Here is a 13,455-nt window from a genome sequence, read left to right as displayed (position 1 = left end):
GCACCCGATGCGAAACCGAGTTGATGACGTCGAGGTTGGCATGGTGTTCGGTCGAACACGTGTCCACCTCACCGCCGCAGCCGGTTCCCCAGCACGAACCCGAACAGCCCCATCAGCACGATCCCGGTGCCGCCCTGGACCCCGACGAGCAGGTTGGTCACCCGGCCGACCGGCTTGATGCCGATCTCCGGCGGGTTCGCGGTCATCATGTTGAGGGCGCTGTAGCTCATCAGGTCGAGGAGGTTGTAGGTCGCGGCCGTGCCGCCCTCCGGGATCAGCCCGCCGGTGAGGCCGTAGAGCCCGCCGAACACCACGATCAGGATCGCGAAGGCGCGGAACAGCCGCGACAGGCTCTCGCCGTAATCGCACAACCACTCGACGAAGTGGTCGGCGAGCCAGCGGTAGCCGTGGCGGAGGATCCCCTTGCGGTCGCGGGCGCGCCAGGCGCCCCGGAACAGGGCGCCGGCATGGAGGCGGCCCATGCGGCGGCGCCGGCGATAGGCCCAGCCGGCCTCGTCGTGGCTGCCGATGCTCTGGAAGTTCTGCTCGAGCGCGAGGTAGCTCGCCTTCGCGGCCTCGTACTCGCCCGCGACCTCCTCGCCCACCGCCTCGCCGATCTGCGCGGCGCGAAACCGCGTGCCGTTGAGCCAGGCGCCGGCGAAGCGCGCGTGGCGCAAGGCGCAGGAGGAGAGGTCGAGGCGCACCAGCGTCGCGGCCGAGAGGTCGGCGCCCGAGAGGTCCGCCCCGTCGAGCTTGGCCCCCGTGAGCACGGCGCTGCGCAGGCGCGAGCCGGTGAGCCGCGCCTTGGTCAGGCTCGCGCCCTCGAAATCGGCGTGGGTGAGGTTGGTGTCGGAGAGGTTCACCTCGTCGAGGCGGGCACCGCGGAACTTGGTGTAGTCGGCATCCGCCCCGGTGAAGTCGGCGCCCCACAGGTCGGCGCCGGAGAAGTCGGCGCCGTCGAGCAGGCTGCGGGGCAGGCGGGCGAAGCGTAAGGACCCGTCGCGAAAGTTCGCATCTTCGAGCATCGCCTCGGTGAAGTCGGCCTGGCCGCCGGCGACGCCGACGAAGCGGGCGCCGCTGAGGTCGGCCTTGCCGAAATCCGCCTCCTCGATCAGCGCCCCGGTGAAATCCGCCGAGCGGGCGAGCGCGCCCGCGAGCCGCGCCCGCTTCAGGGTGGCGCCGGTGAGGTCGGCCTGTTCGAGGTCGCTGCCCGGGATCTCGGCCCCGGCGAGGTTCAGGCCCTGGCGCTCCGCGTCCCACCAGGCCGCCCCGCCGGCGAGCGGCGCGAGATGGTCCCGGCTCAGGTTCGCCTCGCGCAGGTCGAGGGGCCGGCCGTCATGCCGCAGGGCGGCACCGTCCTGGCCGGCGATCTCGGCGAGGAGCGCGGTCGTGCGCGGGTCGAGCGGGGATCGGGGTCGGGTGTCCACCGCTCAGAGACGCCGATCGCGCGTGACAAGCCTGTCGATGCCATGGCGCACGCGCGTTCCCCAGAGGTTCGAAGATCGTGGTTCGAGATGCGCCGGTACCAGCCACGATCCCGGCCGGAATGCAAATGCAACCGCGGGGCCGGATGAGCCTCACATCTCCTGGTGCAGCCGGATCCGAGCCTTGAAGGCCGCCCGGATGTGGGTCCGCGCCGCCGCCTCCGCGCCGTCGCCGTCATGGGCGCGGATGCGCGCCACGATCGCCGCGTGCTCGTCGATCGAGGCCCCGGCCCGGTCGGCCTGCGCCAGGGTGGTGCCGGCGAGGAGCACCAGCGAGAGCCGCATCGTCTCCAGCGTGCCCTGGAGGAAGCGATTGTGGGCGCAGGCGTGGATCTGGCGGTGGAAGAGGCGGTTGGTGCGCGCGAGCGCGCCCGCGTCGCCGACGAGCCCGCGGTCGCGCTCGATCATCTCCTCCAGGATCTCGACCTCGATCGCGCTGGCGTGGATCGCCGCGAGGCGAGCCGCCGTGCCCTCCAGCACCTCGCGCAGGTCGTAGAGCTCGGTCACCTGCGCGTAGTCGAGCCGCGCCACGCTGGCGCCGCGATGCGGCTCGTGCCGCACCAGCCCCTGCGCCTCCAGCCGCGCCAGGGCCTCGCGCACCGGCGTGCGGCTGATCGCGAAGCGCTCGGCGAGCTCGGCCTCGCGCAGGCGGCTGCCGGGGGGCAGCTCGCCCTCCTCGATGGCGCCGAGCAGCCGGTCGTAGGCGCTCTGGCCGCCGCGCTGCTCCCCCGATCCCCGCTCCGTCATCCCGCCCGCATCCTCCGGCCCCGCCCGCATCCTCCGGCCCCGCCCGGGATGTGCGCGAGGGCGCCGCCGCGGACAAGCCGCCTTTCTTGCATGCAATCGCATACAATGGCATATCGAGGCTGGGAGGAACGCCATGCAGACCGAGTGGGACATCGTCGTGATCGGCTCCGGCAACGCCGCGATGAGCGCGGCCATCGCCGGGCGCGAGCAGGGCCGCAGCGTCCTGGTGATCGAGAAGGCGGGGCCGGACCTCGCCGGCGGCAACACCGCCTACACGGCGGGCGCGATGCGCTTCGTCTATGACGGCGCCGACGACCTCGTGCCGCTGCTCGAGGACCCGACCGATCCGCGGCTGCCCCACACCGATTTCGGCGCCTACCCGGCCGAGCGCTTCGCCGCGGATCTCCTCGGCTTCAACGACGGCCGCCCGTTGAGCCGCGAGCAGCGGACGCTCATCGCCGAGAGCTACGACGCCGTGCGCTGGCTCGCCTCGCGCGGGGTGAAGTTCGAGCCGATCTATTCCCGTCAGTCCTTCGAGAAGGACGGGCGCCACGTCTTCTGGGGCGGCCTGACGCTCGCGACCCGGGGCGAGGGCCACGGCCTCGCCGAGGCCGAGCGCGCCGCCTTCGCGGGCCTGGGCGGCGAGATCCGCTACGACTGCGCCGCCGAGGACCTGATCGTCGAGGACGGCCGCGTCCGCGGCGTGCGCACGAGCGCGGGCGCGATCCGGGCGCGGGCGGTGGTGCTCGGCTGCGGCGGCTTCGAGGCCAATGCGGCGATGCGCGCCGAGTTCATCGGCCCGGGCTGGGAGGAGGCCAAGGTGCGCGGCACGCCGCACAACCAGGGCGACGGGCTCGCGATGGCGTTCCGCCTCGGCGCGCGGCGCCACGGCTTCTACGGCGGCTGCCACGCCACGCCGATGGACCTGTTCACCCCGCCCTACGGCAACCTCGACCTGCCGCATCTCGAGCGCAAGCACTACCGCAAGATCTGCTACTTCCTCGGCGTGATGCTCAACGCGGACGGCGAGCGCTTCGTCGACGAGGGCCGGGACTTTCGCAATTACACCTACGCGCAGTTCGGCCGCGCCATCATGGAGCAGCCCGGCCACGTCGCCTGGCAGATCTTCGACGCATCGGTCGATCCGCTGCTCTACAGCGAGTACCGGTTCCACGACGCCCACTTCGTCGAGGCCGACACCCTCGACGCGCTGATCGACCGGCTCGACGGCCTCACCGACAAGGCGCAGGCGCGGGCGACGATCGCGGCGTTCAACGACGCGGTGGACGAGAGCGTGCCCTTCGATCCCACCGTGAAGGACGGGCGCGGCACCCGGGGCCTCGCGCTGCCGAAATCGAACTGGGCGCGGCGGATCGAGACCGGGCCGTTCAAGGCCTACCCGGTCACCGGCGGCATCACCTTCACGTATGGCGGCGTCGAGGTCGACGAGGACGGCGCGGTCCTGCACGAGAGCGGCACCCCGATCCCCGGCCTCTACGCCTGCGGCGAGATGGTCGGCGGGGTGTTCTTCAACGGCTATCCGGGCGGATCGGGCCTCACCTCCGGCGTGGTGTTCGGGCGGCGGGCCGGGAACGGAGCGGCGCGGGCCGCCTGAGCCGGAAGCGGACCCGGCCTAAGCAGACTTGCGTTGGCAGGCCAACGCTTCGTCCGCTTAGTTGCTTGGTTTGTCGCAGATTTTTGTCGCAAACCCGGCAACCACTTTTGCGAAATCTGCTTAGCCCCGGTCGCGTTGGATGAACAGGGAGAGAACGCCATGATGCTCGATCGACGCAGCCTCATCGGGGCCGCCGGCCTCGCCCTCGCGGCCAAAGGGGTGGGCGCCGCCGAGCCGTCCGCTCCGGCCCGGCCCGCGGCCCCCGTGCCGCCCCGCGACGTCACCCGGACGCTCGCGCGCTACATCGTCGGGGCGAAGGTCGAGGACCTGCCCGAGGCGGTGCGGCGCGAGGGCACCCGCACCTTCCTCAACTGGGTCGGCGTCGCCATCGGCGGCTCGCACCACGAGACCCTCGACGTCGCGGTGTCGGCGCTCAAGCCCTTCTCGGGCCCGCCCCAGGCCGGCCTGTTCGGGCGTGCCGAGCGCTTCGACATCATGAACGCCGCCTTCCTCAACGGCGTGTCGAGCCACATCTTCGACTACGACGACACCCACCTGAAGACCGTGATCCACCCGGCCGGCCCGGTCGCCTCGGCGATCCTGGCGCTCGCCGAGATGCGGCCGGTCTCCGGGTCCGACTTCCTCAACGCCCTGGTGCTCGGCATCGAGACCGAGTGCCGGATCGGCAACGCGGTCTATCCCAACCACTACGACGTCGGCTGGCACATCACCGGCACCGCGGGGGTGTTCGGCGCGGCCGCCGCCGCCGGCAAGCTGATGGGGCTCTCCGAGCAGCAGATGGTCTGGGCGCTCGGCCTCGCCGCCTCGCAGCCGGTGGGCCTGCGCGAATCGTTCGGCTCGATGAACAAGAGCTTCAATCCCGGCCGCGCCGCCGCCAACGGGCTGTTCGCGGCGATCCTGGCCGAGAGGAACTTCACCAGTTCCGACGGAATGATCGAGGCCAGGCGCGGCTGGGCCAACACCGTCTCGACGAAGCAGGATTACCGCGAGATCACCGAGGGGCTGGGGACCCGCTACGAGGCGGCGTTGAACACCTACAAGCCCTTCGCCTGCGGCATCGTCATGCATCCGGCGATCGACGCCGCGATCCAGCTCCGCAACGAGAACCGCCTGACACCGGACCAGGTCCGCCGGGTCGAGCTGAAGGTCCACCCGCTGGTGCTGGAGCTCACCGGCAAGACCGCGCCGCGCACCGGGCTCGAGGGCAAGTTCAGCATCACCCACGCCGTCGCGGTCGCCCTCGTCGAGGGGGCGGGCGGCGAGAAGCAGTTCAGCGACCGGGCGGTGCGCGATCCCGTCATCACCGAATTGCGCGGCAAGGTCGCGCCGGTGGTGACGCCCGGGGTGCGGCCCGAGCAGGTCGACCTGACGATCACGCTCGCCGACGGGCGCACCCTGACGCGCCACATCGAGCACGCGGTCGGCAGCGTCGAGAACCCGATGTCGGATGCCGACCTCGAGCGCAAGTTCGCCGACCTCGCCGAGGGCATCCTGCCGGAGGCCCAGATTCGCCGGGTGATGGCGCTCGCCTGGGACATCGGCCGGCTCAAGGATGCCGGGGAGGTGGCCCGGGCGGGGGTGCTAGGATGAGCAAGTGCAGAGGAGTGGTGCAGGCAGGAATTATACGAGCGGCCGGTGAACCGCTGCGAGAGGAAAAAATCTCTCCGGCGAATTTTTATTTTCCGTACTTTTCATTATAAATTCCAGCAGCTAGATTGTAGGGCAACCTCTAAGATTGTGATCTAACATGAATACAAATAGATTATGGAGAATTACTTCGCTATCATTATCGTTTGTCGCCGTGTTTGCTATCTGGTTGTCATGGGCATTTCTAAGAGACGTTTTAAAAAAGCTAGAAATTTCAGACCTTCTACCGAGTGAACTCGGCCCATGGGGTGACAGTTTTGGTGCGCTAACTTCGCTGTTCACGCTGCTTGGATTCATTGGAATTACAACTACAATTGTCCTACAGAGACAGCAGATGGCAACATCAGAAAAATTTCAACGTCTTGAAAGATTTGATAATCTATACTTTGAGATTATGAAGCTAATTCGCGAAGTCAGAAAAGAAGTAAAGTTTAGGTACACTGAAAACTACGCTCAGGCGACTGGTCACAGCAAGAGAGAAACAGTTTATGATACGCAGGCATTAAGATTCGCCTGGCGTGAGATTTCGTATTTTTTCAATAAATCTGGAAAACAAATAACGCTAGCCGAAACTCAAAAAATATATCACGAAATAATACATGATAGATTTGAAAGTGGCTTTGCTCCATATTTTCGTTCGGTTTTTACTATAATGAGAAAGATTGACGAGGAAGAGAATTTATCTGAAAAAGAAAAGCACTTTTACGCAAATCTTATACGAAGCCAAATGAACAGCTACGAGCTTGCTGTTGTTGCCCTAAACGCGTTGTCTCCTGTTGCTGGAAATCTAAAATACTATCTTACGAAATATAGAATGCTAAAATACTTGCCAGTTGGCTCAAGTAGGAGGCTCGTCTTGATACCGCATTACGATGAGATTGCATTTCAGGGAAGGGATGAAATAAATTGAATCAACAAATATGATTGTTGAATGTTGAATTTTTGCGCCTTTCCATCTTTTAATAGATGGAAAGGCATACGATGCATGAGCGCGGACGTTCTATTCGACATTCGGAGTACTAATTGGATGCGCGCTCGAAGCCTTTAAAATTGATTGAGTTCTTGATGTCAATAGTTTTTATAGAGATGTTAAAAAATTCCAAATTCATCTTGGACACAAATCATTTCTATCATTACTGTCATATCGAATGTTGAAAATCGATGGTAATCTACTAATACTATGAGCCGATCGATGCGCTAGACACTTTGCTGGCACATCGGACCTCGTCCAGGAAGGCCCGCGCCAAGCGCGACAAAGGCTCGGCCTCCGACCACAGCATGAACGCCTCGACCGGCGTCGCCGGCACGAAGCGCCGCACCACCACCGGGTGCGCGCCGCCCTGCGCGGGCGAGAACGGGTCGACCACCGCGACGCCGACCCCGGCCCCGGCGAGCACGCAGGCGGTGTTGCAGTAGCGGACCTCGACGGTGGCGGTAAACGGCACGCCCGCCCGCGCGAAGGCGTCGCGCAACGCCTCGCCGAGGCGCGTGCCGCGCTCGAGCCCGATGAGGGGATGGCGCGCGAGGTCGGCGGGCGACACCGCCTCCCGCTCGCTCAACGGGTGGTCGGGGGCCATGACGCAGACCATCTCGCCCCGGTGCACGATCTCGTGGGCGATGCCGACGTGGTTCGACAGGCCGAGCGCGAAGCCGAGCTCGGCGACCCGGCTGGTCACTCCGTCGATCACCCCCTCGTAGCGGCGCACGTCGAAGAACAGCCGGGTCTGCGGCCGCTGCCGCACGAAGGCGGCGAGTGCCCGGGGCAGGAGGCCGTAGGCGAGCGGCGGCGTCGCCATCAGGGCGAGGTGGCCGTGGTTCTTCTCGCGCAGGTCGCGAAGACGGCCTTCGAGCTTGGCGTGGAGCGCGAAGATCGCCTCGCTCTCCTTGTAGAGCGTCATCGCCTCGGCGGTCGGGAACAGCCGGTTGTTGATGCGGTCGAAGAGCGGGAAGCCGACCTGCGCCTCCATCGCCTTCAGGGCGTTGCTCACCGCGGGCTGCGACACCGCCAGCTCCTCGGCCGCCGCCAGGGTGGTGCGGTGCCGGACCACCGCCCGCAGGATCTCCAGCTGCCGCAGGTTCATCATCACTCCGCGTTATAGTCGGGCGGAATTTATCATAAGTCCCTGGATTGTGGAGGCGTAAGGGATGTGCATGATTAGGGCATAGATCCGGTCAACGACCGCACAATGCCGCAAGAGTAAGCATTGTGCCTGTTCAGAGGTCATGATGTCCCGCATCGTCACCGTCGCGGCCGCGCAGATGGGTCCGACCCAGCGCGCCGATTCCCGTGCCCACACCCTCGGCCGGCTGGTCCGCCTGCTCGAGGAGGCGGCGGCTCGCGGTGCGACCCTCGTGGTGTTTCCCGAACTCGCCTTCACGACGTTCTTCCCGCGCTGGCTGCTCGACGGGAACGACCTCGACCGGTATTTCGAGCGCGCGATGCCCAACCCCGCGGTGCAGCCGCTGTTCGACCGCGCCCGGGAGCTCGGGGTCGGGTTCAACATCGGCTATGCCGAGCTGACGCCGTCGGGCGAGCGCTTCAACAGCAGCATCCTGGTCCAGCCGGACGGGTCGATCCTCGGGCGCTACCGCAAGGTCCACCTGCCGGGCTCGGTCGAGCCGCGGGACGGCGCGCGCTTCCAGCAGCTCGAGAAGCGCTACTTCTCCTACGGCGATACCGGCTTCCCGGCCTTCCGGGCCGGCGAGGCGTGGTCCGGCGCGATCATGGGGCTGATGATCTGCAACGACCGGCGCTGGCCCGAGGCCTGGCGGGTGCTGGGGCTGCAGGGCGTCGAGCTCGTCTGCGTCGGCTACAACTCGGCCGCCTACGACCCCAATGGCGGCACGACCGAGGACGCGGCCCTGCGCACCTTCCACTCGACGCTGGTCGCGCAGGCCAACGCCTACATGAACGCCACCTGGGCGGTGGCGGTGGCCAAGGCCGGGAACGAGGACGGGTCGGGCCTGATCGGCGGCTCCTGCATCGTCGATCCCGACGGGCGCATCGTCGCGCAGACCGAGACCCTCGGCGACGAGGTGGTGGTGGCCGCGTGCGACCTTGACCGCTGCCGTCAGGGCAAGGACAAGATGTTCAACTTCGGCCAGCACCGGCAGCCGGCGCAGTACGGACCGATCACCGAGCGGGCCGGCGTGATCGAGCCGCCGCACCCGGCGCCCTCCGCGGCGGCCTGACCTCCGCGCGCCTCTCCGGGCCAACCTACGAGGGATCCATGAGCAGCGGACGCGCCCTCGCCGAGGGCTTTCCCGACCTCACCGGCCTGCCGACCGCCCGGCGGACGCATTGGGGCCGCTGGATCGCCGCCGGCCTGATCGTGGTCGTGCTGGCGCTGATCGGGCGTGCCTTTGCGGAAGGGCAGATCGAGTGGGCTTACGTCGGCCGCTTCCTCACCGTGCCGGTGATCCTGCGGGGCATCGCCAACACCCTGGTGATGGCCGTGCTGGCGATGAGCCTCGGCATCGTGCTCGGCCTCGTCGTCGCGGTGATGCGGCTGTCGCCGAACCCGGTGCTGAAGGGGGTGGCCGCCGGCTACACCTGGCTGTTCCGCGGCACGCCGCTGATCCTGCAGCTGCTCCTCTGGTTCAACCTGGCGCTGGTCTTTCCCGTGATCGGCATCCCGGGCCTGTGGTCGGTGAAGTCGGTCGAGGTGATGACGCCGTTCCTCGCCGCGCTGCTGGGGCTCGGCATCAACCAGGGCGCCTATACCTCCGAGGTGATGCGCGCCGGCCTGCTCTCGGTCGATGCCGGGCAGTCGGAGGCCGCGCAGGCGATCGGCATGGGCCGGTTGAAGGCGCTCCACCGGATCGTCCTGCCGCAGGCGATGCGGGTGGTGCTGCCGCCGCTCGGCAACGAGTTCATTGGCCTCGTCAAGGCGACCTCGCTCGCCAGCGTGATCCAGTACCCGGAGGTGCTGCACGCCGCCGAGAACATCTACTACGCCAATTCCCGGGTGATCGAGCTCCTGATCGTCGCCGGCCTCTGGTACCTGCTCGTCGTGTCGGCCCTGACGCCCTTGCAGATGCTGCTCGAGCGCCGCTTCGCCCGCGGCACCGCGAGGCTCGGCCGATGAGCGCGTCCCCTCTCGTCGCCTTCCGCTGCGTCTCCAAGAGCTTCGGCACGTTCAAGGCCCTCGACGATGTCTCGCTCGACGTGCGCGCCGGCGAGGTGATGTGCCTGATCGGCGCCTCGGGCTCCGGCAAGACCACGCTTCTGCGCTGCGTCAACCAGCTCACCCGGATCGATTCCGGCGGCATCTGGCTCGACGGCGAGCTGCTGGGCATGCGGGAATCCGGCGGCCGGCTCCAGCGTTTGAGCGAGCGCGAGGTGGCGCGCCAGCGCCTCAGGACCGGCATGGTGTTCCAGCGCTTCAACCTCTTCCCGCACAGGACGGCGCTCGAGAACGTCACCGAGGGGCCGATCCAGGTCCAGGGCCGCCGGCCGGCGGAGGTGCGGGACGAGGCGGTAGCGCTGCTGGCCCGCGTCGGCCTCGCCGCCAAGGCGGGCAGCTACCCCTCGCAGCTCTCGGGCGGGCAGCAGCAGCGCGTCGCCATCGCCCGGGCGCTCGCCATGAAGCCGCAGCTGATGCTGTTCGACGAGCCGACCTCGGCCCTCGACCCGGAACTCGTCGGCGAGGTGCTGGCGGTGATGCGCGAGCTCGCGCGCTCCGGCATGACCATGATGGTGGTCACCCACGAGCTCAACTTCGCCCGCGAGGTCGCCGACACCGTCGTCTACATGGACCAGGGCGCGATCGTCGAGGCGGGCACGCCCGCCGAGGTTCTGGGCGTGCCGCGCGAGGCCCGCACCCGCAGCTTCCTCTCGGCGGTGATCGGCTGAGAGTGTTTCGAGAAGTCACGAGGAGGTTTTTCCGTGAAGCGCCTGATCGCGATCGGTCTCATCGGCCTGGCGACCGCCGCCGCGGCGCAGGACGCGCCTAAAGCGGCCCTGCCGCCGGACGTGGTCAAGAGCGGCACGCTCAAGGTCGCGATCGTGCCGAACTATCCCCCGATGGAGTTCAAGGATCCGGCGACCGGCCAGCTCACCGGCTTCGACGTCGATCTCGGCGACGCGCTGGGCAAGAAGCTCGGGGTCAAGCTCGCCTGGCAGGAGACGAGCTTCGACCAGATGATGCCGGCGCTCTCGACCGGCCGGGTCGACATGATCCTCTCCGGCATGACCGACCTCGCGACCCGCCACGAGACCGCGACCTTCGTCGATTACCTGCGCAGCGGCCCGCAATTCTTCGTCCGCAAGGCTCGCGAAGGCGAGTTCAAGGACATGGCGTCCTTGTGCGGCAAGAAGGCCGGGGCGAGCCGGCGCACCTCGTTCCCGCGCGAGATCGCCGCCTGGAGCGAGCAGAACTGCAAGGACAACCCGGTGGTGTTCATCGGCACCGAGGGCTCGGCCGATGCCCGCACCCAGCTCAAGCAGGGCCGCATCGACGCCGCCGTCCAGGGCAACGAGACGCTGCCCTACGTGATGGGGCTGGAGCCCAACACCTACATGGCCCTCGGCACCCCGATCGCGCTGCAATATACCGGCATCGCCATTCCCGTGAAGGAGGCCGGCCTGCAGCAGGCGATGGCCGGCGCCCTCGACGCGCTGATCGCCGACGGGACCTACAAGGCGCTCCTGGAGAAGTGGAAGCTCACCGAGAACGGCGTCGAGAAGGCCGTGATCAACGGCGCGAAGTAGCGACCAAGAGGCGCGAGCATAGTCTTCCCTGTGGAATTTCCCCTAGGAGGGAAAAGGCACAGGAGAATCTCCTCTCCCCGCGGGCGGGGAGAGGAGGAGGCCCGCGCTCATCCGGTGACGAAGCGGGCGTCGTAAAGCTCCCCACAGCACCAGCCCAACCCCCGAGAGACCCCGCCCATGAACCGCGCCGCCCTCGACAGCATCCCGCTCACCCCCGCCAACCTCGCCCCGCCGGCCCCGGACTACCCCTGGCCCGCGCCCTACCGCTCGGCGATGTTCCTCTCCTTCGACGTCGATGCCGAGAGCGCCTGGACCAGCAAGGATGCGGCCCACGCCGAGCGCCTCGTCACCATGAGCTACGGCGCCTACGAGGCGCGGGTCGGGACGCCGAAGCTCCTGGAGCTCCTCGACCAGCTCGGCCTCAAGGGCACGTTCTTCATCACCGGCTGGGCCGTCGACGCCTATCCGGCGATGGCGGAGGCGATTCTGAGGGCGGGCCACGAGATCGGCCATCACGGCTACCACCACCTGATGCCGGACCCGGGCGCGCCCTTCATCGAGGAGGAGGTGGAGCGCGGGTTCGAGACCCTGAAGCGGCGCCTCGGCGTGGTGCCGACGGGCTACCGCGCCCCCTACGGCGAGTTCACCGAGGGCTTGCGCCGGATCCTGGTCGAGCACGGCATCGTCTACACCTCGTCCTTCCGCGACGACGTCCGGCCCTACCGTCACGTCCTCTCGGACGGCCGCCCCGGCCCGATCGAGCTGCCGGTGACGGCGAGCTACGACGACTGGATGCACGGCCTCTCGACCCGCTTCAGCCCGCGCTCGATCTTCCCCAAGGAGCACGTCCTGTCGCTGTGGAAGGACGAGCTCGACGAGGTCCGCGACTGGGGCGCGATGGTGACGACGGTGCTGCACCCGCAATGCAGCGGCCGGCCGATGCGCCTGCGCCTGCTGCGCGAGTTCCTCGCTTACGCACGAGGCTGCCCCGATCTCTGGATCACCACCGGGGCGGCCATCGCCGAGAACTTCCTGGCACACGAGAGGGCGGCGTGACGACGGTCGCCCTCTTCGGCTCCTGGATCCTCACCCGCCGCGACGGCAAACCCGCGGTCGCGCGCGATCGCTGGGTGCTGGTCGAGGGCGACCGCATCGCCGCGATCACGCCGGACCGGCCGGCGGCGGACGTCACCTACGACCGGCCGGGCCGCCTCGTGCTGCCGGGCCTCATGAACCTGCACAACCACTGCTTCAGCGAGGCGATCGCCCGCTCGCACACCGAGGACGGGCGGGGACGGAAGGGCGGAAAGAGCATCGTCTACACGGTGCTGCTGCCGCTCTCGAAGACCGCATCGACCGTGCTGTCGCCGCAGGAGCGCCTGGCGGTCGCGCGGCTCGGCATCCTGCAACTGCTCAAGGGCGGCGCCACCACGGTGATGGAGCCGTTCCGCAACGGTCTGCCGGAGATGTTCGAGGCCGCCGAGGAGATGGGCCTGCGCTTCTACGGCGCGCCCTACCTGTTCTCGACCGCCGACGCCAAGGCCGGCCCGGACGGGCGCGTGTCGTATGCCGGCGACGACGGCGCCGCCGACCTCGCCGTGTGGAACGCGCTCCACGCCCGCTGGGAGGGCAGGGCGGAGGGCCGCATTCGCCTCGCGATGAGCCCGCACGCCACCGACACCTGCGGCCCGGACCTCCTGCGCGCCTGCGCCGCCCGGGCGCGGGAACTCGGCGTGCCGATCACCACCCACCTCGCCCAGAGCGACGACGAGGTCGCGACGATCCGCGCCCGCCACGGCGGGCGCAGCCCGGCCGAGTACCTCGACTGGCTCGGCCTGCTGGCGCCGGACCTGCTCGCCGCCCACTGCATCGCCAGCAGCGACGACGACCTGCGCCTGATGGCGGCGCGGGGCGCCACGGTGCTGAACTGCCCGCGGGTCTTCGCCCGGGCCGGCCGCACCGCCGCGTTCAGCCGCTTCGCCGGCCACGGGATCCGCACGCTGGTCGGCACCGACGGCTACAACATGGACCTGCTCGGCGAACTCAACGCCGCCTCGCTGATCTCGAAGATCGACGCCGGCCGGGCCGAGGTGGCGGAGTCCGCCGCCCTCGTCGATGCGGTGACGGGTGAGGCCGCCGCGGCGATCGGGCGGCCCGATCTCGGCGTGCTGGCACCCGGCGCCAAGGCCGACCTGACGGTGGTGGAGATGACCCACCCGCACCTGCAG

At 68.1% G+C, this 13,455-nt stretch carries 12 protein-coding genes (1 of these 12 running past the window's edge); 9 read left to right on the top strand and 3 right to left on the bottom strand.

The features are described from left to right. Nucleotides 1-68 precede the first annotated feature (68 nt). Both DK419_RS15275 and DK419_RS15270 read right to left on the bottom strand, forming a co-directional pair. A complete protein-coding gene (locus DK419_RS15275; protein WP_109959826.1) occupies nucleotides 69-1,427 on the bottom strand; it encodes a pentapeptide repeat-containing protein in 1,359 nt (452 codons plus the stop codon). A 150-nt stretch (nucleotides 1,428-1,577) separates the two neighbouring features. Further along, the gene (locus DK419_RS15270) at nucleotides 1,578-2,231 is read right to left on the bottom strand and encodes a GntR family transcriptional regulator (RefSeq protein ID WP_109959825.1); all 654 of its coding nucleotides are present in this window, start codon (nucleotides 2,229-2,231) and stop codon (nucleotides 1,578-1,580) included. A gap of 133 nt (nucleotides 2,232-2,364) precedes the next feature. Here DK419_RS15270 and tcuA point away from each other — a divergent pair, with 133 nt between their 5' ends. From tcuA to DK419_RS15255, 3 genes are all read left to right on the top strand, one after another. Beyond that, a complete protein-coding gene (gene tcuA, locus DK419_RS15265; protein ID WP_109959824.1) occupies nucleotides 2,365-3,846 on the top strand; it encodes an FAD-dependent tricarballylate dehydrogenase TcuA in 1,482 nt (493 codons plus the stop codon). 159 nt (nucleotides 3,847-4,005) lie between these two features. Beyond that, nucleotides 4,006-5,457, top strand: coding sequence for an MmgE/PrpD family protein (locus tag DK419_RS15260; protein ID WP_109959823.1), 1,452 nt, complete (start codon nucleotides 4,006-4,008; stop codon nucleotides 5,455-5,457). A gap of 211 nt (nucleotides 5,458-5,668) precedes the next feature. Next, nucleotides 5,669-6,424, top strand: a complete 756-nt coding sequence (locus tag DK419_RS15255) for a putative phage abortive infection protein (RefSeq protein ID WP_162561240.1) — start codon at nucleotides 5,669-5,671, stop codon at nucleotides 6,422-6,424. Nucleotides 6,425-6,692: 268 nt separating this feature from the next. Here the strand turns inward: DK419_RS15255 and DK419_RS15250 are convergent, their stop codons facing one another. Beyond that, nucleotides 6,693-7,595 (bottom strand): LysR family transcriptional regulator, encoded by a 903-nt coding sequence (locus DK419_RS15250; RefSeq protein ID WP_109962327.1) that lies wholly within the window; start codon nucleotides 7,593-7,595, stop codon nucleotides 6,693-6,695. Nucleotides 7,596-7,773: 178 nt separating this feature from the next. On the opposite strand from DK419_RS15250, the gene DK419_RS15245 reads away from it, so the two are divergent. The 6 genes from DK419_RS15245 to DK419_RS15220 all read left to right on the top strand — a co-directional run. Continuing rightward, entirely contained in the window at nucleotides 7,774-8,706 is a 933-nt protein-coding gene (locus tag DK419_RS15245) for an N-carbamoyl-D-amino-acid hydrolase (protein WP_245443018.1), read from the top strand. Between the two features lie 38 nt (nucleotides 8,707-8,744). Then, nucleotides 8,745-9,602, top strand: a complete 858-nt coding sequence (locus DK419_RS15240) for an amino acid ABC transporter permease (RefSeq protein ID WP_109959820.1) — start codon at nucleotides 8,745-8,747, stop codon at nucleotides 9,600-9,602. Continuing rightward, nucleotides 9,599-10,369 carry an amino acid ABC transporter ATP-binding protein gene (locus tag DK419_RS15235; protein WP_109959819.1) on the top strand — a complete coding sequence of 257 codons (771 nt, stop codon included), beginning with the start codon at nucleotides 9,599-9,601 and terminating at the stop codon, nucleotides 10,367-10,369. The genes DK419_RS15240 and DK419_RS15235 overlap by 4 nt, the downstream gene beginning before the upstream one ends. A gap of 33 nt (nucleotides 10,370-10,402) precedes the next feature. After that, entirely contained in the window at nucleotides 10,403-11,227 is an 825-nt protein-coding gene (locus DK419_RS15230) for an ABC transporter substrate-binding protein (protein WP_425352585.1), read from the top strand. Between the two features lie 177 nt (nucleotides 11,228-11,404). Beyond that, complete coding sequence (locus DK419_RS15225) at nucleotides 11,405-12,283, top strand: polysaccharide deacetylase family protein (protein ID WP_109959818.1); 879 nt, start codon at nucleotides 11,405-11,407, stop codon at nucleotides 12,281-12,283. After that, a protein-coding gene (locus tag DK419_RS15220; protein ID WP_109959817.1) for an amidohydrolase family protein crosses the window boundary here: on the top strand, nucleotides 12,280-13,455 show its 5' portion. 201 nt of this gene lie beyond the right edge of the window; the window shows 1,176 of its 1,377 coding nt (coding positions 1-1,176); it begins with the start codon at nucleotides 12,280-12,282; the stop codon falls past the right edge of the window. The genes DK419_RS15225 and DK419_RS15220 overlap by 4 nt, the downstream gene beginning before the upstream one ends.

The organism is Methylobacterium terrae, from assembly GCF_003173755.1.
GTDB classification, from domain to species: Bacteria; Pseudomonadota; Alphaproteobacteria; order Rhizobiales; family Beijerinckiaceae; genus Methylobacterium; species Methylobacterium terrae.
This window is presented reverse-complemented; position numbering and strand designations above follow the sequence as displayed.

What these genes read in the sequence shown, in the direction of transcription:
- DK419_RS15260 (WP_109959823.1), top strand. Translation starts at nt 4,006, where the DNA reads ATGATGCTCGATCGACGCAGCCTCATCGGGGCCGCCGGCCTCGCCCTC.
- DK419_RS15225 (WP_109959818.1), top strand. Translation starts at nt 11,405, where the DNA reads ATGAACCGCGCCGCCCTCGACAGCATCCCGCTCACCCCCGCCAACCTC.
- DK419_RS15250 (WP_109962327.1), bottom strand. Translation starts at nt 7,595, where the DNA reads ATGAACCTGCGGCAGCTGGAGATCCTGCGGGCGGTGGTCCGGCACCGC.
- DK419_RS15240 (WP_109959820.1), top strand. Translation starts at nt 8,745, where the DNA reads ATGAGCAGCGGACGCGCCCTCGCCGAGGGCTTTCCCGACCTCACCGGC.
- DK419_RS15235 (WP_109959819.1), top strand. Translation starts at nt 9,599, where the DNA reads ATGAGCGCGTCCCCTCTCGTCGCCTTCCGCTGCGTCTCCAAGAGCTTC.
- DK419_RS15245 (WP_245443018.1), top strand. Translation starts at nt 7,774, where the DNA reads ATGGGTCCGACCCAGCGCGCCGATTCCCGTGCCCACACCCTCGGCCGG.
- tcuA (WP_109959824.1), top strand. Translation starts at nt 2,365, where the DNA reads ATGCAGACCGAGTGGGACATCGTCGTGATCGGCTCCGGCAACGCCGCG.
- DK419_RS15270 (WP_109959825.1), bottom strand. Translation starts at nt 2,231, where the DNA reads ATGACGGAGCGGGGATCGGGGGAGCAGCGCGGCGGCCAGAGCGCCTAC.